Consider the following 20,455-nt stretch of genomic DNA (forward strand, 5'->3'; position numbering starts at 1 on the left):
GCAGATACCATCTAATACTAATCATACTTCATTTCTGAAGATTATTCCATTGAATCAATAGCCTTAGATTTGTATTTTTTACTTAATAAAAAAGCGGTAATCGCAGCAGTTAAAGGTATGGAAAAAATCAATCCAATACTCCCTGTAAGAGCCCTGGTTATTTCAGTGGCAACAATATTTAGATTCATGACTCGCTCTAAGGAGATATTTTCTTGTGATGTAATCAAAAAAATGAGCGGTAATGAACTACCCGTATAGGCTAGAATTAAGGTATTTGCCATCGTACCCATCACGTCTCGCCCAACGTTTATACCAGATTTAAAGATTTCTGTGAAACCGTAATGAGGACAGGATTTTTTAATTTCATATTGAGTCGAGGCAATGGATATGGTTACATCCATGACTGCACCTAAAGACCCTAAAATAATACCGGCAAATAATACTTCTTGGAAGTTAATAAAAGAGAGAGTAGTGACTTTTAACATCATCGCTTCTTCACTATCTAAACCAGTCAAATGCATCCAAGAAATAGCAACGGCTGCTAAGACTCCAGCAACACTAACACCACCTAAAGTCCCTAAAATAGCTCCCCATGTTTTTGAATTCCAACCACTGATTGTAATTTGAGTCACTGTAGCAATCACCGTACACACAAGTAGCGTAGTCAAAATAAAACTCCAATGATAATTTAATATAAAAGGAATCATACCTTGAAGGATCAAAAGGATAGAAAAACAAACAACAAATAATGTTTTAATACCAATTTTGATCCCTAGCAGCAATAGGGACAAAGCAAAAATCCCTAGTAATATGGATGTCGAAGGAAGACGGTTATAATCTGCAACATGATATTGTTTTATGTCTTGCGTACCACCGACTGCCAGAATGACTTTATCTCCAGGGCTAGGATTGATATCAAATAGTGTTTGCTGACTAAGATAGTTCATACTTTGGATTGTTTTACCAGATTCTTCTCCTGATGTAAGCTGAATCGTTAATAAATTTTTACCAGTAACGCCCATATTTTTATTATCAGGAGCTTCAATCGCTAATACGGATAGAACAACACCATTTACATATTCTACTTTTTGAACATCCTTCGCTGCGAATACTACGGGCATCGTACTAAAAATTAATACTCCTATTATCATAATAATAAGGCGTTTTAAAATAAATTGAGCATTTTTCATACTTTATTTCCCTTCACTATCTATATAAGTTTTTTACATTGTTCTGCATCTTTACTCAAGTTTGTCGTCACTAATCTTCAAAAAGCTTTCAACAACTTGTGGGTCAAACTGACTACCAGAGCAACGTACAATTTCTTTTCTTACATCAACCAATGAAATACTTTTTTTATAAGGACGCCCTGATGACATAGCATCAAAAGCATCAGCCACACTACAAATACGGGCTAATAAAGGTATTTCGTCACCTTTAATCCCATTGGGGTATCCTTTGCCATCGAAACGTTCATGATGATAGAGAATCACTTTACTCGCATCATTTAACAGTTCATTGTCCATTACAATATTAAAACCTGCTTGTGGATGATTTTGCATTAAGCGATATTCTTCAGGCGTCAGTGCTGCTTCCTTTAGCAATATAGAATCACCTATAGACAGTTTTCCAATATCATGAAGCAATGTACCAAGATTTAAATTAGAAAGTTCTTTTGGCGATAGGCCCAATTCTTTACCAACCACCATGGCAATTCGATTGACACGTAAAGAATGCTGAACTGTTTGAATCTCCCACATTTCAAGAGCTTTTAACAAACTACGAACAGTTGGTTCATACACATCATACATATCTTGCTTTAAATTTTCGATAAATTTATCTAGAACCTTATTCGTAATTTCTTGTTTCATGACAGGATAAATCTCTGCCATGTGAAGTTTTACGGGTACTTCTATTAGTACTTTTTCCTCACAATAGCGTTTAATATTATTTCGTCCAGTTTCTTTCGCCCAATATAATGCCTTATCAGCTCGTTTCATTAATTCACGCGCAGTTATAATTCCGTCCGCGGTATATGCCAAACCAATACTTACCGTCAGTTTTCCCTTAGGCATATATTCTTCTCCTTGAAAATCAGCTTGGTTCACCATATTGAGAATTGATTCAGCAACGCCTATTCCTTCTTCTTCCATCGTACTTGGCAAAATAATAATAAATTCTTCACCACCAAAACGTCCGATAATATCCATCTGACGAACAGTCGCTTTCAATAATTCTGCAAGCTGAATCAATATGGCATCACCTTCGATATGTCCATAAAGATCATTATACTTTTTAAAATGATCAATATCAACAAACAGTAAGCAAAGTCCACTACCAGTCTGAAAATTTTTTTGAATTTCTATTTTTAATTTTTCAATACTAATTGTAGCATTGAGCAAACCTGTTTTCCCATCAATAATCGAAAGTCGTTTTAAATGACCATTTGCCTCAGCTAATTGTCGCAATAATGAATTGGCTTCCCATACATATTTAAGAACAATTACTCCAACGATTACAAATAAACATACTAATACAATGGCATTTCTAATAAAATGCCACAAACTACTATAGATGATAACAAAACCATACAATTTGTTATTATAGTGAATTTCAGCAATTTGATGAATAGTGAATAGAGATGGCTCTAACAATTTTTCACGATGTAACAAACTCATATCAGTATCATAAACTTCAATTGCTTCAATCCAATTTTCCCCTTGAATGTCAGAAAACACCTCAATAAACTTCTCTAAATTAAATTTCCAATATTTAGGGTTCTCCATTATTGTTCTTTGAAATTTCAAAGCATATTTTTGCGCATGAAAAATTCCTCTTTCTTTTTCATCCTGTAATTCAAGATATAAGTAAGTAAAAGGAATTGCCACTACGATAAATAATGCAATACTAATTGCTAATAAATTCATTCTTCGAATGATTTTTTTGGCCGCATTCAAAAACTCCATAGCGTCCCCCCTCACTGACCGACTGGAATACAGTCGTAATCTATTATGATCTGTTTACCTTGCTTAGAGAAAGTAAAATTAATAACATCTTTCATTTCTTTCTGAAGGGGTTCTTTATATATATAATTCAAGGTCTTATATAACTTGTAACTATCATTTAACATATTTTCAGGAGATGCTTTTACTTTATTTACCGTAAGTGCCTTCAGTCTTGAATCCATAAGTGCAGGCATGGTAACAAATCCAATTGAATGAGGGGTCTTAGCAATCGCCTCTTCTTGAGATTGTTGATTATAAAATATTTGCCATCGGTTATTCTTTAAGGAATCAATCAATACTTCTTTAAATCCAGGTATTTCTTTAATTAATACTTCATTCGTACTATCCTTTTCGTACATCAAAAATACGATAATTGTCTCACCATTAGACCAGGTCTTCTTATCCCCTTTATAGATACTTACAAGATCATCATAAGTCACATTTTCATCAGGAACATCAGGTCCGACTGCAACACTAAGACCTGATATGGCATAAGGTATCTCTATCAATCCACTAGCCTTTTCATTTAAAGCAAGAGATCTCGACGTTAATCCTAAATCAATTTTGCCTTGCAAAACACCGGTAATGGCACCACCCGAGCCAATACTATCTGGAACTTCAATTTTCATACTTTGTTTCTTTTGGAAAGCTTCAACTAATTTCCGAGTCACAGCAATATTACTACCCGAGCCAGCAATGACAAATTCTTCATGTTTCTCAGACTTATTAGGACCTATTTGCTGAGTTTGAGATGAGCAACCGAGAATTACAAAGGAAGAAAATAATAGGGTAAAGATACGGATAAAAAAATTCTTCATTTTAATAACCCCTTGTAAAATTATTTAATCTTTATTTCTTATAATCAAATTCCATTATTATCAAGGTATATTCTATCATTTCGTCAACTACAGATTCTTTCCCTGCCTATAATCTTTCATCAATCCCTATTTTTTTACTTATATTGATACAATTTACAATGTTTTTTATATAAATAAGTAAAATTTCTTGACAAGCATATATTTTAGTATTATTATTAATTAATAATAATTATCTAATTTAAAGGAGCGATTTTATATGGTAGCTAAAGTTGGTCAAAAAGCCCCTGATTTCACAATGTCAACTACGGAAAATATTGAAACCTTAGATCATGTTGTAACACTTGAAGATTATAAAGAAAAATGGCTTATCTTGTTCTTCTATCCTTTAGATTTTACTTTCGTTTGCCCTACAGAAATTAGAGGATTTAATTCTCGAATCGATGAATTAAAAAGTCTTGGTGCTGAAGTACTTGGTGTAAGTACTGATAGTGTCTATTCTCATCGAGCTTGGATAAAAGCTTCAAAATCAGAAGGTGGCCTCGGCGAACTAAACTACCCTTTAGCCTCTGATATTACAAAACAAGTCGCTCAGGATTACGGTGTACTTATTGAAGAGAAGGGGATTTCTCTCCGCGGCCTCTTTATTATTGATCCAGAAGGAATCGTTCGCTACCAAGTCGTGAGCGATTTAAATATAGGACGCAGTGTAGATGAAATTATACGAGTATTACATGCTTTGCAAACTGGTGGTCTATGCCCTATTGATTGGCAGGTTGGCGAAAAAACTCTATAAAAGTCTAATCATTAGATATAGCAGTAAAAAAACAAGGGCTGACCTCTAGTTTAAGAGTTCAGCCCTCGTTTTTTCATAATTTACAATTAAATCTTAGTTTCACAATCACACAAAAATTTCAATCGTTCAATCTTAAAATTTGCATTTGCCAGAATTTCTGGCCAAATTGTTACCATCTGATAAACCATATTCTTTTTTTCTTTCGGCAATATTCTCCAATTAACAAGTGTAGGGTTAGTTTTTTGCATCTTATCTTTCACATCACCCTTCTTCCAACCAATGTTTTTTTGGTAACGACACCAACTTGTATGCTCATATATAGCAAGCATATCCAATTCCTTTTCCGTAAACTCTAAGATAGGTGGAGTCTCTTTTACCGAAACAACATCATAATTAATAGTAAGCAAGGCATTAGGAATCCTTCTTGCCTGACTGCGAGCCGATTCTTTAAGATCTTCATCGAGTTCTTCCCATTTTTTCAAAAAGTCAGAGTCGACATTCAGATTCCCTTCATTAAGCTCTCGATATTTTTCATGAATAGCTATGGAAAGACTTTCAATTTTCTCACTAAAGAATGTATCATGCATGAGATGTCGCAAAAACTCTTCTTCGTCTACATGTAATTTCATTTGCTCTTTCGAAGGTAGATACGATTGTTCCCATTTCTTCGCATTTGTAAGTAGACTCATTTCTAAGATAGCTTCCATTGATCTTGATTCATGTTTATAGCGTGGAATTTTAAGCAGTGCACGCAATACACCATTATCAATTTGAGCTTCTCCCCGATCATTGATCAGATGTGGCACTTTACGCTCTAACAACGCTCGTAACAACATTGCCCGGCGAACAATGAATAATTGATCACTATGTTGATTGGTTTGATTTGGACCCAAAATATTGACATAACCACGTAAACGACTTAGAAAATCCGGTCCCTTTGCCCCCTTAAATCCTAATAAAAACTGCTTATATTCCTGTTCATCCTCAATATCCTCTCCACAAAATTCTTTTAAAGTACTACTTGTACCACCAGCAAATACAAAAATAGCCTTACCAATTGAGTGTAGAGAATCCCCTTCTCTAAATACGCCATCTTGCATTGGTGCTAAGAAGTATTTTAGCCACCCTAATTTTTCTTCAAAAGCAGAATCAAATTCATCAAAAAATACAAGAGGAAGTTTGCCTTCTAAACAAAAATCTCTTACCTTATGAAAAGCATTAATTAAATCTAATGGTGTACGCAATTGAGACAAATTAAAATTCAATTTTTTAATGAGAGTTGGTGCAATACTGGCAGCTATTTCCGTTACACCAAAGGATTTTCCTGAGCCTGGAGTACCAAATACGGCAATACAAAGAGGACGGGGAGCATTTGTCGTGGAAATATACTCCCACATCAAATTTTTAATACTTCGATAGCTTTCAATTTCACCACGATCCACTGTTTGCAAATTGCCAAACTGGGCAATTGGAATGAATTTGAGAGCATGTTGTACTCCATTTTTGACAATGCTATAGGCGATCTCAGCTAAATTAGTTGAACTCTTATCTTTTAGTATATACCAGCAAGATTGACAAGTGGTATTATCCGAAAGACGTATTGCCACATCCTGCACATGTTCTTTATAGATAAAATCATTTTCTCCTTCGATAAAAATCTCAGGATGAGGAAAAGGATCTTCTTCTATTTTTTTACCGAACCCTGCAATAAAGTATTTTTGAGTCGCAACGATTCCTTCTCGTATTCCTTCACCAATTGATGTAACGATTTCTTCGTTGCTCTCATGCCCCAAAACAATACTCCGTGCAATTCCTGCTACAAAACAGGATGTAAAACCAGACATTTTCCCTTGACTATCTGCAACCGAGCCACCTTCAAATTCATAAGGCAAAAAATATAATCGCGATTCCGCAACTCCATCATTTCGATGATAAATGGCACCTTCAAGACCAAATAAAACGATAAGATGACGACATTGCGCTAAAAAAGCAAGATTTGGACTGTTGTTAATCTGCCACACAAAATCTTGGGCTGTCCTTTCCCAGGAAAGACTTTTACTGATATTCACACCTTTTGAACGCAAATCATCACTATTGATTACGACAATAGTTTTGTCAATGTGATATTTTTCTAGTTGTTTCCAAAGAATTGTAGAGTTAATCGGATTGCTCATCTTATATAAAACAATGGGTTCTTTTTGTGGTGTTTTTAAGGCTAAGGGCCAGAACTTTTCATTAGAATGGTATCCATTATTTTCATCATCGATGATCACCATATCAGCGTTTGCATCATCATTTTTAATTGGCAGTAACTTAGATTGACCTACTGAAGGCCCGGCAAATCCAAGAAATCGTTTTACACGATAAACTTTATCATTATTTTTTTTGGTAGCAAATACAGGAAAAGGTTCAACTTCAGCAACAGCTCTGATATATTCTTTTAATACAACTGATTCTAAATCTTGTATTTCAGGGGAAAGTACAAAAGATCCTGTTGCTAAGGTTACAAGTTTGGTCAGCAGCAATGCTTCTCCTGGTAGCAATATACTATGCATATTTAAATTATTTTGCCAATTTAATCCATTATTTTTTTGAGGATCTGTTATCCAATAAAGAGAATTGATACAAATATCTCCAGATACAACAATTTTAAAATTATTACACTGCATCGTTATATCTCCTTTGCTATCAGTGAAATTCATTTAATGTATTCACTGTATTTACGTTATATTCTTTACCCATATCACTTTGATATGATGTTATATTAAGCATTTATCTAAAAAATCCTTTTATCATATGATAAATAATATCTTTTACTTTTCTCAGCACACTAATAATAAAAACTCCTGCAAAAATTCTCATTAGAATTCTTACAGGAGTTTTAAATTTAAAGTAAAAAGACTTCAATGATTGCTGAATTACACAAATTCAGTAACCATCCCTTCTTCTACTTATTAGTCTTTACGATCTCAACATTTTTTCCTTATTTAACTAGACCTACTGTGGAAATAAATACGCCTGTTGCAATCGCTGTTACAATGACACCACTAATATTTGCCCCCAACGCTAAAGGAAGGATCATTGCGCAGGGATTTGCTTCTCTTGCAGCGTATTGAGCGAGCTTTGCCGTAGAAGGCACACAGGAAACGCCAGCAATACCGACCACTGGGTTATAATTTTTACTAATAAAGTATACAACCCACCCACCAATAAGACCGCCAATACCCGAAATCAATAAAGCTAGACAACCAAGAAGAACGAGAATACCAACTTCAGGATTCATAATAGTTTGTGCATCGCAAAGAACTCCAAGTAGCAAACCTAAGAACAGTGTAGAACCATAAAGAAGAGTATTATCAAGAAAATTTTGGAATTGTTTAATCTCTGCTTCCCGAATAGCTATTCCAAGAAAAAAACACATAATAAGAGGAGATGCAACTGGAAGAAGAAGGCATAATACAAAGCACATAATCAAAATGAAAAGGAATTTTTGCTTTTGGGGAATATCGACTTGTTTCATTTCCACCTCTAAACCACGATATTTTTCTGGTACCATTAGCTTAATCAAGTATGGATATCCAGCGTAAGTCAAACTAAGGTACAAATAAGCAATAATCGAAATGGGAACAAACAATTTTGGCGCTAACATAAGAGAGGTAAACAGTACCATTGGACCATCTGCACCACCAATGATTCCAACTGCGGCCGCATCACCGATTGGCAAGCCCATTTTATAACCAACGACAAGAGTTACAAAGGAACCTAGCTCTGCAAATAAAGCCACAATCATGCTAGCCCATGGTCTAGCTAGTACAAAACCAATATCACTCATTGCCCCAATTCCAAAAAACACCAAACAAGCTATGAGCCCGTTGCTAAATGTAAAGTTATAAATCGGCTGAAGAAAGTTAATCTGCATAATATTGAGCAGTGCGCTAGGGTCCGATACAAGGGGATCAAGAAAAATATTTCCAATACCTCCACCTTTCATAAATAACACCCCAGAGTTAATCGCAATCATACCAATACCCATGGGAACCATAATAAGCGGTTCAAGAGTGCGATTAAATCCAAGGTACGCAAGAGCAAAACCAAAAATAATTAAACCGATTCTTGCCCATACAATTCCTGAATCTTGTATAAAAAAGGAGAAAATCCCAGGAAATAAGTTTTGTATGATTTCATAATACATCATAGTTCAACTCCTCATTTATAATGTGAATTTATTTATTCGTCATATCATCAAATATATGCATAAGCTTATTCGTCAACAATATTATTCCAACTGTAAAGAATGCGATTATCGCAGTTAGACCATAGGAAAAGAAAAAATAAGTGTAAATATCCATATGATGCCTCCTTTTTATAAGCTATATTTTCATTTATGCAAATATTCCCTTTTCTATGCGCCCAATCCCCTATGAATATGGCTATACTACTAGCAATGGATGACAAGCATGATTTTTCCCTACTATCAATCAACAAGGAAAATTACGAAAGGGTCTGTCTCAAATTACAGAGACAGACCCTTTACCCGATAATCAAGCCGCTAGATAAGAGCGAATAAAATTCAGGTGGAGTTAAAACTCCACCTGAATCAAGTCTTCTTTATCACCTTGAAAGCAACTACTAACTTATGTAAAAATTACTCATAGTGGGCTTTTTTTAAAATTTTTGCATATAAATTATAATCTCAGTTTAAAATGATTCGCAAAAAAGGGGGTAACTTCAATGTCAAGCAACATCTGGGATGATTTGATCAGTATGCCAAGTGAAATGGATATACGTACAGGCCACATTCCCAAGAGTTCTATCTATATTAGTCGTACATTAAAAGGTAGAACCCCTGATGGCAGGTATGTACACTTGACCAAAAATGGTCGAGTCACATACCATCCAGGCTACTATACGATAGATGGAAGATTATTACAACAACATTTATATTGAAATTCTCTACTTGTCTAAATGATACGGTATCGTTATTACACTTACATTTTTCTTTAAAACAAGCATGGCATGTAATATCCATCCCGTCTGGTTATGTAGTAGTCTATGCCACCATTTCTTCGTCTCAAACTCAGGGATGACCACCGTAATATAGTCTTGCTGGTTCTTCTTCTTTTGTAAATCGTCTACATAATCGAGTAGTGGTTGGATGGTGAGACGATAAGGGGAATGGACAATTTCCAGATCAATCCCAGGATTCCATTCTTCCCATTTATTTTGGACTTTAGTAGCACTTTCATCATCTTTAGCAATGTGGAGGGCTATAATGTCTGCACTCAGTGTTTTGGCAAATTTCAGTGATTCAAGTACCACTCGTGTTGGTGATGAAATCGGTACAATGATATAATTTCTCACTGCAATTGTATCATCATCTTCTATTTTTTCTTCCAGTGGCAAATGGAGTTGTTCTGCCATATCATCATAGTGGGCTCGAATTTTTTTAAATGCTAAAACCATCACTGGAATAAATACTAATACGACCCATGCACCATGAGTAAACTTGGTTAAAGTAATAATTATTACAACCAGACCAGTGGCGAAAGCTCCAATACCATTCACAATGGCTCGTACCTGCCAGCCTAATCCCTTCTCCCGTCTCCAATGAACGACCATACTGAATTGAGCAATGGTAAAAGATACAAATACTCCAATCGCATACAAGGAAATTAAGTGTTCAATATTTCCGCCATAAACAATAATTAATAAAGCTGCCGCAAGGGTGAGCAATACAATTCCATTGGAGAAAGTAAGCCGTTCTCCCCGAGAATTAAGATATCGTGGCAAATATCCATCCTTAGCAACAATCGATAGGAGTATGGGTAAACCATTATATGCTGTATTGGCTGCCAGATACAATACAATCATCGTCGTGAACTGAATATAATAGTAGAAAAATGACCGATCAAAAATATGCTCTGCAAGTTGGGATAAGGCGGTTTCTGCTAAAGAAGGCATTACATGATAATGCATCATCATAAAGGTAATCCCAGCAAGCATCGCCACTAAGATGCTTGACATCCAGTATGTAGTAATTGCAGCATTATGTGCTTCTGGTTTTTTAAATAGAGGTACGCTATCGGCAATTGCTTCCACACCGGTCATGGAACTACAGCCATTAGCAAATGCCCTTAATACAATATATAACATTGCCATATCCAAAGGCTGCCGATCCAATGATGCCACTGGGATAATTGTGTCAACATGAGTAAAGGCTTGATAAATACCTGTGGTAATTAGTACAATCATACCTAATAAAAATGCATAAGTAGGATATACAAATATACTGGATGACTCCTGTATACCACGCAAATTAACCAACATAAGAATAAAAAATAAGACCATTAAATCGATTCCGACTTCTTTCCCACTTAGTTCAGGAAATGCAGACACAATAGCTGCAGTACCAGCTGCCACACTAACAGCTGCCGTTAGAACATAATCCGCAAATACTGCGGCAGCGGCTACTAAGGCTGGAAGTTCACCAATGTTCTTTTTAGCTATGGCATACGCACCACCACCGTCGGGATTGGCTTTAGAAACTTGTACATAAGACAAGGCGACAATCACCAAAAGAACTGATACTGCCATAATGACTGGAGACAAATATCCATACGCCATAACCCCTTGTGTAGCGACTAGGATCATCAGAGCTTGTTCTGGTCCATATGCAACCGAAGATAATGCATCCGATGAAAAAATAGATAGAGCTTTCCATTTTGGTAGCCGTTCATGCATCATTTCTTCATTATGAAGGGGCTTCCCAATAATAAGACGACGGATAATTCTAATCAAGTTTGATTTTACCTCCATATGGTCTAAATAATATTTGGTTCCTAGGATAGTACATAATATGGCCTATATCATTATTACACGACATTATATACGCCTAACCTATCACTAATCCTTTTCAAAATCATTATATCATTCCCCTGTCACCAATAAAAATAAATAAAATGTAAATTTCTCTTTTTACATTTTATTATTATTTAAAATTATTTCTTAATGATAATGATTATTATATTATAAATATAATAATCATTATTGCAAAATATTCTAATTTTCGCTATAATTAGAATATTATTATATCAAAAGGAGATGCAACTATGAAAAAATTATTTAAATGTAGCGTCTGTAACTTTATGCATGAAGGAGAAGGTCCTTACGACACCTGTCCAAAATGCGGAGCGGGTAGCGAAAAATTTGTAGAATTATCAGCTGAAGCTGCTGATAAAGTTTATCAATCAGAAAGAACAAATGATATCCACATGGAAATCATTGCATTAACTGATAAAATCATTAAATTGTCCCTTGAAGGAATCGAACTGAACCTTGATCCAAACTGTGTGAGCATCCTTCAAAAAGCGGTTGCTGAAGGATATGTTATTAAACAACGTGCTAAGGCCGAACTTGAAGGCCACATTGGCAAAGGAAAATGGTAATAAATTAGCATTTTCTTTAAGAAACAGGGATTTGTCTATTCAGACAGATCCCTGTTTCTTTTTGAGTGGAGTAATACAAGTTTTCCTCAAATTAAGGCTTGATTTTAAACTCATAAGAAACTTCTTGCCATGAAGTTAAAGATGCATGGTAGCTTCTTTCTACAAATTTAACAGAATCATCATATCCCACTAGTAGTATGGTCGAAGAACGAGTTCCATATTCTAGCCCTTCTACAAAAATAGAAGATAAGGTACGCTCCCATTCTAGTCCGACTCCTGTCATGGGCAGTTCATCATCAGCAGCTTTTTGACGGTTGCTTAAAATATTCCACAAATCATCTTCACATACATCTGCTTGAGTAAGACACTGTGCCAACTGTTGACGCCCCTGTTCAAGCTTAGGCCAAGGTGTATTGAGTATATGGTTACAAATTCCATGTATACCAGGCATAACTTGTTGTACTTTTTCTTGGCGATTACCATAATACCATAGGGATTGTCCATCGCCAACAAGTAGGTTAAATCCATTATACCGCTTAGCCTTCTGTGCAACTGACTCTAAATACTGGGCTGGCGAATGTTTGTCACAAAGAAAATCACTAACGAGGTGACCGCGGGATAAAGCAGTGGCCGATTGATTCGATGGGGCGCGATAATTGGTTAAAGCTGCAAAATTTCCATCAATGGTAATCCCCATCCAAGTCCCCAATTCTTTGAGATCTCTCCCAGCTAACACATGGGGATGATCTGACCAATATTCAGCTGGGGCACTTGGCCTTGAAAAATATTCATCTCGATTTGCAGCTACAATCAAGGAATATTTCGGGTGATGTTGATAGGCAAATAAAATTAAACACATTTTACATCATCCCTCTCTTCGTTCTATCCCCGTAAATCTTATGTTGTCACTATTATATGTAAAACTTTGGCCCACAGCAAGTTTTTATAATATTCGAAGAAACTTTACAATAAGTATGATACAATTTATCATACAAAGAGCAATCGGAGTCTATAGTAGCTCATTGTTTTTGTAATATATAGGCGGTGATAAAAGATGTTTGATATCGTAATTCATAATGGCTTGATCATTGACCCAGAGACACGCACTCGCTGTGTGAGTAACGTAGGTATATCTCAAGGGAAAATTGCAGTAATCACAACTGACGAAATCCACGGCACCCAAGAATTTGATGCTTCCAACAGGGTCGTTTGCCCTGGTTTTATAGATATGCATGGACATATTGATTTGGATGATTATTGTGGAGAATTATCTTTAAGGCAAGGAATTACAACGACCGTTGGTGGTAACTGCGGCCTCAGTCCTCTTGATATTAATTCATTCTTTGAAGCACAAGAAAAAGAAGGATTTATTATTAATCAAGCTGAACTCATTGGTCACTCCATCAGTTTGCGTGATGCAGTCGGTGCTACTGATCCTCTGAAACCTGCCACACCAGAACAGTTATCGCGTATGGAATATCTGGTAGAGAAAGCCTTTGAGGAAGGCGCTTGTGGTTTATCACTCGGACTTGCCTACGCTCCTGGTACTTCCGATGATGAAATCATCAATCTGAGTAAAATTGCTGCTCGTTATGGAAGAATCGTCGCAGTAGATACTCGTATGCTCACTGGTATTGATATGTATTCACTTGTTGAAGTCATCTCTCTTGCCAGACAAACGGGAGTAAGAATCCAAATATCCCATCTTGTATATCAATATGGAACGGGAGTTATGAATGAAGCACTTGCCGTTATCAATAAGGCACGGACCGACGGTATTGACATCCGGTTTGACAGCGGTATGTATACTGAGTGGGCAACTCATATCAGCGCAGTTCTTTTTAACGAAGAATATATGGAGTTAAACGGGTGGAAACTGGAAGATATTTTAGTCATCACAGGCAAATATAATGGTCAACGATTGAATATGGATATTTATCGTGATCTACGTGCCAATGATCCTCATGCTGCTGTGGTTGTTTTTACAGGGATTGAAGAAGAAATCTATATGGCACTTAATCATCCTTATGCCATGCCTTCTACCGATACAGGGACCTATGCCCCTGGAGAAGGCCATCCACAAATTGCTGGCAGCTTTCCTCGATATTTCAGAAAAATGGTTGTTGAAAGATATCAATTAAATCTTATGGAAGCGATTTGCAAAGCGACATTGCTACCCGCTGATACACTTGGCTTTACAACTAAAGGACGACTTCAAGAAGGCATGGATGCTGATATTGTCGTGTTTGATATCCATACGATTAATGACAAGGCAATTTTCGGTCATCCAAATGCCTCCCCTGAAGGAATTGATTATGTATTTATCAATGGACAATTGATCCTTGCTAAAGGTGAAATCATCAATCCACGAGGCGGTAAAGCCGTTCGCTGTCATAAACCAGTGTATGATTATCAAATTTAATCTAATAATAAAAGCCGAGCAGCATTATTGTAAAGCTGCTCGGCTTTTACCATTCAATCTACACAGCTATCTTTTTCTTTGCAATTAACTTATTACGTTGAATAAAATAAACGCCTATGAGTAGCATAATACCAATCATATCAGTCAATAGACCTGGTTCAATGAGCATTAATCCACCTATAAAGGCAATAACCCGTACCCCTCCATTTACCTTTGTATACCAATAACCAATCATGGCTACTCCCAATCCAAACATACCAGTCACAGCAGAAATAGCAGCCATGACAACTTCAAAGGGAGTGGCTTTAACCATTAAGAGTACTGGTGCGTAAACAAACATATAAGGAACAATAAAAGCAGCGATTGCCAGCTTGGATGCAATAATTCCTGTTTTCATGGGATTTCCGCCAGATATACCTGACGCAGCATAAGCTGCTAAAGCAACGGGAGGCGTAATATCAGCAATGATACCAAAATAAAATACAAACATATGAGCCGCTATAATGGGAACGCCCAATTGAATTAATGCGGGTGCGGCAATGGTTGCTGTAATTACATAATTGGCTGTTGTCGGCACCCCCATCCCTAGAATGAGAGAGGTAATCATGGTGAAAAACATAACAGGGAGCAGCATACCACCAGCCAGTTCAATAAGTCCTCCAGCCAGTTTTAGTCCTACTCCAGTTTTTGTTACAACGCCAATAATAATACCAGCAGTAGCGCAGGCAACAAGTACTCCTAAAATACCTTTTGCACCTTTTTCTAATCCTTCAATGAGTTGATGAGGTTTCATACGAGTGGATTTGCGCAATGCACTCGAAAGAATGGCTATCAAAATCCCCCACAGGGCAGCTTTAGTTGGAGTTTGCCCATCTACAAGCAAATATAGAATGGCAACTAAAGGTAACGCAAGATGACCACGATTCAAAAAAACTTCTTTTAATTTTGGTAATTCATGGCGTGGGATACCTTTTAAACCTTTTCTCTTAGCTTCAAGATGAACAGCGATCCAAATTCCAGTGTAATATAAAAGTGCTGGTATAACAGCCGCTTTCACGACATCCAGATAAGGAATTCCAATAAATTCAGCCATTAGAAAAGCGGCAGCTCCCATAATCGGTGGCATAATTTGACCGCCTGTAGATCCAGCGGCTTCCACCCCACCAGCAAATTCTTTGTCATAACCCAATTTTTTCATCATGGGTATCGTGAAACTTCCAACTCCTACAACATTTGCTACTGAGCTACCTGATATGGTTCCCATCATACCACTAGCCAAAACAGTGACTTTTGCAGGGCCGCCACTAGCCCATCCTGCAATAGAATTAGCGATATCAATAAAAAATTTTCCCAATCCTGTTGACTCTAAATAAGCTCCAAATAAGATAAATAGAAAGATGAAAGTTGATGAAACACCCAGAGGTATTCCAAAAATACCTTCTGTTGTAAAATATAAATGTGCAACTAGATCCGCTGGACTCACACCGCGATGGGCTAAAATATCAGGAAGGTAAGGTCCAGCAAAAGCATAAGCAATAAAGAATATGGCAACAATGACCATCGGCTTGCCAACAACTCTACGGCATCCTTCGATTACCATTAAAACTCCGAGAGTTCCAACTGCATAATCAAGGTCAGTTACCGATCCAGCACGTAATACAAGTTGATGATAAGTGACGACAACATACATAGGAACTGCTGCACCGAGAATGGCAAGTAACAAATCAAAAGGATGTATACTTGTCCGAGACCAAGAACGGCGACTTGGATATAACAAAAAAATTAGCCCCATACCAAAGCTCAAATGAATAGCCCGTTGCAACTGAGCATCAAGAACACCATAAAAAGCAGTGTATAATTGAAAAAGGGTAAAACAAATTGCAATGGCTGATACAACTCGACCAATAAATCCAGTTAAAATACGTTTATCAGCCTCTGAATCAAATTCTTTAAGTATTTCATCTGCATCAAACTGTTTTTCTTCTTCGACTGCCAATTGACTCACTCCTTTTAGTTCTGAAAGAATATTATAGTCTCTGAGTAAACCACGGAGAAATAAACCACCAATAATCATAACGAATGTTTATGTTTACTAAGGTTCCAGAATCAAACCATTGGTAAAGAGGGTATTCCTGCTCCCGATGAATGAATGACAATTTCCCTTCTGGTCCGACCCTGACTGGTATCTTTTTAAAAGAACGATTCAAATTTGTTAACATAAATCGATCTGCAAGTTGCGTAAATACACCTTCCGAAGGCAAAGAGGGCATCCCAACACCATAAGATCGATATTCAGTTGATGCAAGGACGAGCTGATCCATTCCTTTTACAACAAAATTTTCCCAAACCGGCGTTTGGTGTACTGAGTGAATAAATCGAATACTAAAAGAATCTTCAGGATACGTTGGCAAAGAAAGTACAATGCCCGACTCTGTTTCGATTACAACTTTTAAGGGAAGAAACCACCAATAAAGCATCATGCAAATCAGAAAAATAAAAATGGTCAGAAGTGTTTTTTCCATACTTACTTTCTTCATTATTATATTAAATAAAATGCCGGGTACAAAAAACAGTCCCGGCATTTTATTTTCTCCTAAATCTTATTTTTCTTTAAAGAATTTTTCAGCTCCTGGATGAATAGGTATTGGCATTCCTTCCAAAGCACTTTCCTTTGTAATACCTTCACCTAATTTGTGAGCAGCTTTCAGTCGATCAGTATTTCCATAAATCGCTTTTGTCATTTTATAAACAATATCAGCATCAAGATTTTCTGGAACAACTAACATAGCTTTCACTGCTACCGTCTCAATATCTGTTGTTTGACCAGGATAGGTATTGGCTTTTACTAGCTGCTTGGCATAGAAAGGATACTTTTTAATCAAAGCATCTACTTTGTCAGCCTCTACAGGAAGTAATCTAATCTTCTTTTGAAATGCAATATCTTGTATCGCCGCAGTCGGAGCACCTGCCGTTACAAAAGCAACATCAACATTACCATCTTTTAAGCCATTAGCAGCTTCACCGAAAGAAAGATATTGAGGATTTAAATCAGTATATGCTAGACCATAAGCCTCTAGTATTTGACGAGCATTTGCCTCAGTCCCACTACCGATTGAACCGACGGCCACTTTTTTCCCTTTCAAATCATTAAGAGTTTTAATAGGGCTCTCTTCCAACACAATCATCTGAATGGTTTCATTATAAAGAGTCGCCACTCCTCTCATATTGGCAACTTGTTTATCTTTGAACATTTCGATGCCTTTAAAAGCATAGTAAGCTGTGTCATTCTGTACCATGGCTAATTCAACTTTACCATCTTTAAGCATATTAATGTTGGCTACAGATGCTCCTGTACTTTGAGCCGTAGCGTTAATACCAGGAACATTTTTATTCAGTATTTCAGCGATCGCACCACCAAGAGGATAGTAAACCCCAGCTGTACCACCTGTCGCAATATTAATAAATTTTTTCTCCGGAGCTTTCTGTTCAGCTGCTTTTTGGCTACCACAACCGATCAATAAACTCATTACGAGAATTGAAGCCATCATAAGGATAAATAGCTTCTTCATACTTAACCTCCTCCATATTTCTATAAAACTTAGAAAGCAATGAGTGCAATCCAAGTCTCATTATTTCCATATATTCCATTATTAATAATATATTCCGCCTTGATAACTTTTTTTTAATTTCTTTGATTTTTAGAATGTTACATACTACGCGTAACATACCAAGAATATATCCATATGATTGGTTTATCAAAAAATATCCCTTACTTCTTAGACAACACTGCTCAGCCCTCTAATCCCATCCTCGATAATTCTTGTTAAGAATCTTTCATGTAATCGATAGATTTCTATAAATTCAACTACAAAAAAGATTGATTTCACAAGCTAATCGCGGTATGATATAAAGAAAGTTAGCACTCATACAACGAGAGTGCTAACAACGTTTCACACCTAAAATCACTTTAAAATGAAAAGGAGACTCTACATATGACGCAAATCATTAACAAAGAAACTCGAGAATTTCAAGCTGAAACCAAGCAACTCTTGGACCTGATGATTCATTCGATTTATACAAATAAGGAAATTTTCTTACGTGAACTTATTTCTAATGCTTCTGATGCCATTGATAAGCTCCGTTTTGAATCGTTAACCAACCAAGACTTACTTGAAGGAGATAGTAACTTTGAAATTTTTATTGTTCCCGATGAAGCTAGCCATACGTTGACAATTTCAGATAACGGAATTGGTATGACTTACAATGAAGTTGTGGAAAATATTGGAACAATTGCTAAATCAGGCACAAAAAGTTTTCTTGAAAAATTAAAGGAAAAAGAAACAACAAATGATAATGAATTGATCGGTCAATTCGGTGTAGGTTTTTATTCAGCCTTCATGATCTCTGATAAAGTGACTTTGGTTACGCGGGCACCTGGACAAGAAAAAGGTGTTAAATGGCAATCTGCAGGTGACGGAACTTATACCATCGAAGAATGTGAAAAAGAAAAACGCGGTACGACGATCACTATTGAACTCAACGAAGACTTCCGTGCAACAAGTCGTCCCGACGAAAACTTTTTAGAACGATACACGATTGAAAATTTAATCAAGAAATACTCTGACTATATTCGCTATCCAATTAAAATGAATTTCATTAAAGAAGAAAAACCTCTTGATGCTGATGGCAATGAAATTCCAGATGCACCAGCTACGGAAACTGTAGAAATTCGTACTCTAAACTCAATGACTCCTTTGTGGACTCGCAATAAGAACGAAATCACAACAGAAGAATATCAACTATTCTATAAAGACCTTTTCCACGATTGGGAAGAACCAATGGAAATCGTTCATTCCAAAGCTGAAGGCACTGTAGAATACACCTCTTTACTCTTTATCCCATCCCGCGCTCCTTTTGATTTTTACAGTCAAAAATCAACGTCGGGAATTCGTCTTTATTCCAAACATATTTTCATTATGGATAACTGCCAAGACCTTCTTCCTGAGTATCTACGATTCGTGCGTGGCCTTGTCGATTCTCCTGATTTTTCTTTGAACATTTCCCGGGAAATTCTTCAACACAGCAAACAATTAAAACTAATTGGTAAAAATCTTGAGAAAAGTGTCTTAAAAACTTTAGAAAATATTTTATCTAAAGATCGTGCTAAATATGAGAAATTCTGGAAAGAATTTGGTAGAGCTCTTAAAATTGGTGCTTATAGCGATTATAGCAGCCGTGATAAATTAAAAGATTTACTATTATTCTCCTCTTCCCATGCAAGTGATACGTTAACAACGTTAGCTGATTACGCTGGGCGGATGGCCGAAAATCAAAAGGTCATCTATTATGCAACAGGTAAAGACCAAGCATCAGTGGAACGATTACCACAAATGGAACTCCTAAAAGAAAAAAATATTGAGGTTCTGTATCTCTTTGATCAAGTTGATGAATTTACGATTGATGCCTTAAAAGAATACGGTGATAAAAAATTCCAATCCATTAGTCGTGGCGATTTAAATTTAGATGACATCGATTCTCCCGAAGCGAAAAAGAATACAGAAGCCATCTATAAAGAAAATGAAACACTTATTCAAGCTATCAAAGATCTGCTCACTGGAAAAATCGCTGATGTCAAGATTAGTAATCGATTAAAATCCAGTGCAGTCTGCCTTGTCAGCGATGATAAAGGAATCAGCTTGTCCATGGAACAAATCTTATCTGAAATGAATCAAAGTATGTATAAAGCAAGTAGAATTCTTGAACTTAACCCAAATCACGAGGTTTTTACTACCTTGAAAAACTTACACCAAACAGCTCCTGGCTCGGAAGCTTTCAACGATTATTGTGAATTGCTTTATGTCCAAGCTCTATTAATCGAAGGTATCCTTCCTGAAGATCCAATCGGTTTCGCAAATAAAGTATCCAGCCTAATGGCACGCATTGGTAAATAAATAAAAATCAGGGGTTATCTC

At 36.4% G+C, this 20,455-nt stretch carries 16 protein-coding genes; 5 read left to right on the plus strand and 11 right to left on the minus strand.

Annotation, left to right across the window (positions count from 1 at the left end):
* Positions 1-41 precede the first annotated feature (41 nt).
* Genes ACAN52_RS10905 through ACAN52_RS10915 form a run of 3 tightly spaced genes read right to left on the minus strand, consistent with a single transcriptional unit; the run spans position 42 to position 3,823 of the window.
* Positions 42-1,190, minus strand: a complete 1,149-nt coding sequence (locus ACAN52_RS10905; RefSeq protein WP_378954793.1) for a YibE/F family protein — start codon at positions 1,188-1,190, stop codon at positions 42-44.
* Positions 1,191-1,241: 51 nt separating this feature from the next.
* On the minus strand, positions 1,242-2,966 hold the full coding sequence (locus tag ACAN52_RS10910; protein WP_378954794.1) for a diguanylate cyclase: 1,725 nt from the start codon (positions 2,964-2,966) through the stop codon (positions 1,242-1,244).
* An 11-nt stretch (positions 2,967-2,977) separates the two neighbouring features.
* The gene (locus ACAN52_RS10915) at positions 2,978-3,823 is read right to left on the minus strand and encodes a substrate-binding domain-containing protein (RefSeq protein ID WP_378954795.1); all 846 of its coding nucleotides are present in this window, start codon (positions 3,821-3,823) and stop codon (positions 2,978-2,980) included.
* 256 nt (positions 3,824-4,079) lie between these two features.
* On the opposite strand from ACAN52_RS10915, the gene ACAN52_RS10920 reads away from it, so the two are divergent.
* Positions 4,080-4,616: a peroxiredoxin gene (locus tag ACAN52_RS10920; RefSeq protein WP_378954796.1), complete on the plus strand. Its 537-nt coding sequence runs from the start codon at positions 4,080-4,082 to the stop codon at positions 4,614-4,616.
* Positions 4,617-4,702: 86 nt separating this feature from the next.
* On the opposite strand, the gene ACAN52_RS10925 is transcribed toward ACAN52_RS10920, so the two are convergent.
* From ACAN52_RS10925 to ACAN52_RS10935, 3 genes are all read right to left on the minus strand, one after another.
* The gene (locus ACAN52_RS10925; RefSeq protein WP_378954797.1) at positions 4,703-7,285 is read right to left on the minus strand and encodes a RyR domain-containing protein; all 2,583 of its coding nucleotides are present in this window, start codon (positions 7,283-7,285) and stop codon (positions 4,703-4,705) included.
* Between the two features lie 314 nt (positions 7,286-7,599).
* Complete coding sequence (gene madB / locus ACAN52_RS10930; protein ID WP_378954798.1) at positions 7,600-8,811, minus strand: Na+-transporting malonate decarboxylase, carboxybiotin decarboxylase subunit; 1,212 nt, start codon at positions 8,809-8,811, stop codon at positions 7,600-7,602.
* A gap of 28 nt (positions 8,812-8,839) precedes the next feature.
* Positions 8,840-8,965: a hypothetical protein gene (locus tag ACAN52_RS10935; protein WP_378954799.1), complete on the minus strand. Its 126-nt coding sequence runs from the start codon at positions 8,963-8,965 to the stop codon at positions 8,840-8,842.
* Between the two features lie 382 nt (positions 8,966-9,347).
* Here ACAN52_RS10935 and ACAN52_RS10940 point away from each other — a divergent pair, with 382 nt between their 5' ends.
* Positions 9,348-9,563: a hypothetical protein gene (locus ACAN52_RS10940; RefSeq protein WP_378954800.1), complete on the plus strand. Its 216-nt coding sequence runs from the start codon at positions 9,348-9,350 to the stop codon at positions 9,561-9,563.
* Between the two features lie 6 nt (positions 9,564-9,569).
* On the opposite strand, the gene ACAN52_RS10945 is transcribed toward ACAN52_RS10940, so the two are convergent.
* Positions 9,570-11,414, minus strand: coding sequence for an APC family permease (locus ACAN52_RS10945; protein WP_378954801.1), 1,845 nt, complete (start codon positions 11,412-11,414; stop codon positions 9,570-9,572).
* Between the two features lie 311 nt (positions 11,415-11,725).
* Here ACAN52_RS10945 and ACAN52_RS10950 point away from each other — a divergent pair, with 311 nt between their 5' ends.
* The gene (locus ACAN52_RS10950) at positions 11,726-12,061 is read left to right on the plus strand and encodes a rubredoxin-like domain-containing protein (RefSeq protein WP_378954802.1); all 336 of its coding nucleotides are present in this window, start codon (positions 11,726-11,728) and stop codon (positions 12,059-12,061) included.
* Positions 12,062-12,152: 91 nt separating this feature from the next.
* On the opposite strand, the gene ACAN52_RS10955 is transcribed toward ACAN52_RS10950, so the two are convergent.
* Positions 12,153-12,920 (minus strand): NRDE family protein, encoded by a 768-nt coding sequence (locus tag ACAN52_RS10955; protein ID WP_378954803.1) that lies wholly within the window; start codon positions 12,918-12,920, stop codon positions 12,153-12,155.
* Between the two features lie 195 nt (positions 12,921-13,115).
* Here ACAN52_RS10955 and ACAN52_RS10960 point away from each other — a divergent pair, with 195 nt between their 5' ends.
* Entirely contained in the window at positions 13,116-14,483 is a 1,368-nt protein-coding gene (locus ACAN52_RS10960) for an amidohydrolase family protein (protein WP_378954804.1), read from the plus strand.
* 58 nt (positions 14,484-14,541) lie between these two features.
* On the opposite strand, the gene ACAN52_RS10965 is transcribed toward ACAN52_RS10960, so the two are convergent.
* From ACAN52_RS10965 to ACAN52_RS10975, 3 genes are read right to left on the minus strand one after another with little or no spacing between them, the layout of a single operon-like run.
* On the minus strand, positions 14,542-16,479 hold the full coding sequence (locus tag ACAN52_RS10965; protein WP_378954805.1) for a TRAP transporter permease: 1,938 nt from the start codon (positions 16,477-16,479) through the stop codon (positions 14,542-14,544).
* A gap of 31 nt (positions 16,480-16,510) precedes the next feature.
* On the minus strand, positions 16,511-17,065 hold the full coding sequence (locus tag ACAN52_RS10970) for a DUF1850 domain-containing protein (protein WP_378954806.1): 555 nt from the start codon (positions 17,063-17,065) through the stop codon (positions 16,511-16,513).
* An 18-nt stretch (positions 17,066-17,083) separates the two neighbouring features.
* Entirely contained in the window at positions 17,084-18,052 is a 969-nt protein-coding gene (locus ACAN52_RS10975; protein ID WP_378954807.1) for a TAXI family TRAP transporter solute-binding subunit, read from the minus strand.
* A gap of 423 nt (positions 18,053-18,475) precedes the next feature.
* Between ACAN52_RS10975 and htpG the strand changes: the two genes are divergently transcribed.
* Positions 18,476-20,434: a molecular chaperone HtpG gene (htpG, locus tag ACAN52_RS10980; protein ID WP_378954808.1), complete on the plus strand. Its 1,959-nt coding sequence runs from the start codon at positions 18,476-18,478 to the stop codon at positions 20,432-20,434.
* Positions 20,435-20,455: the final 21 nt, after the last annotated feature.

This window comes from Pelosinus sp. sgz500959 (genome assembly GCF_042610375.1).
Classification (GTDB): Bacteria; Bacillota; Negativicutes; order DSM-13327; family DSM-13327; genus CTSoil-075.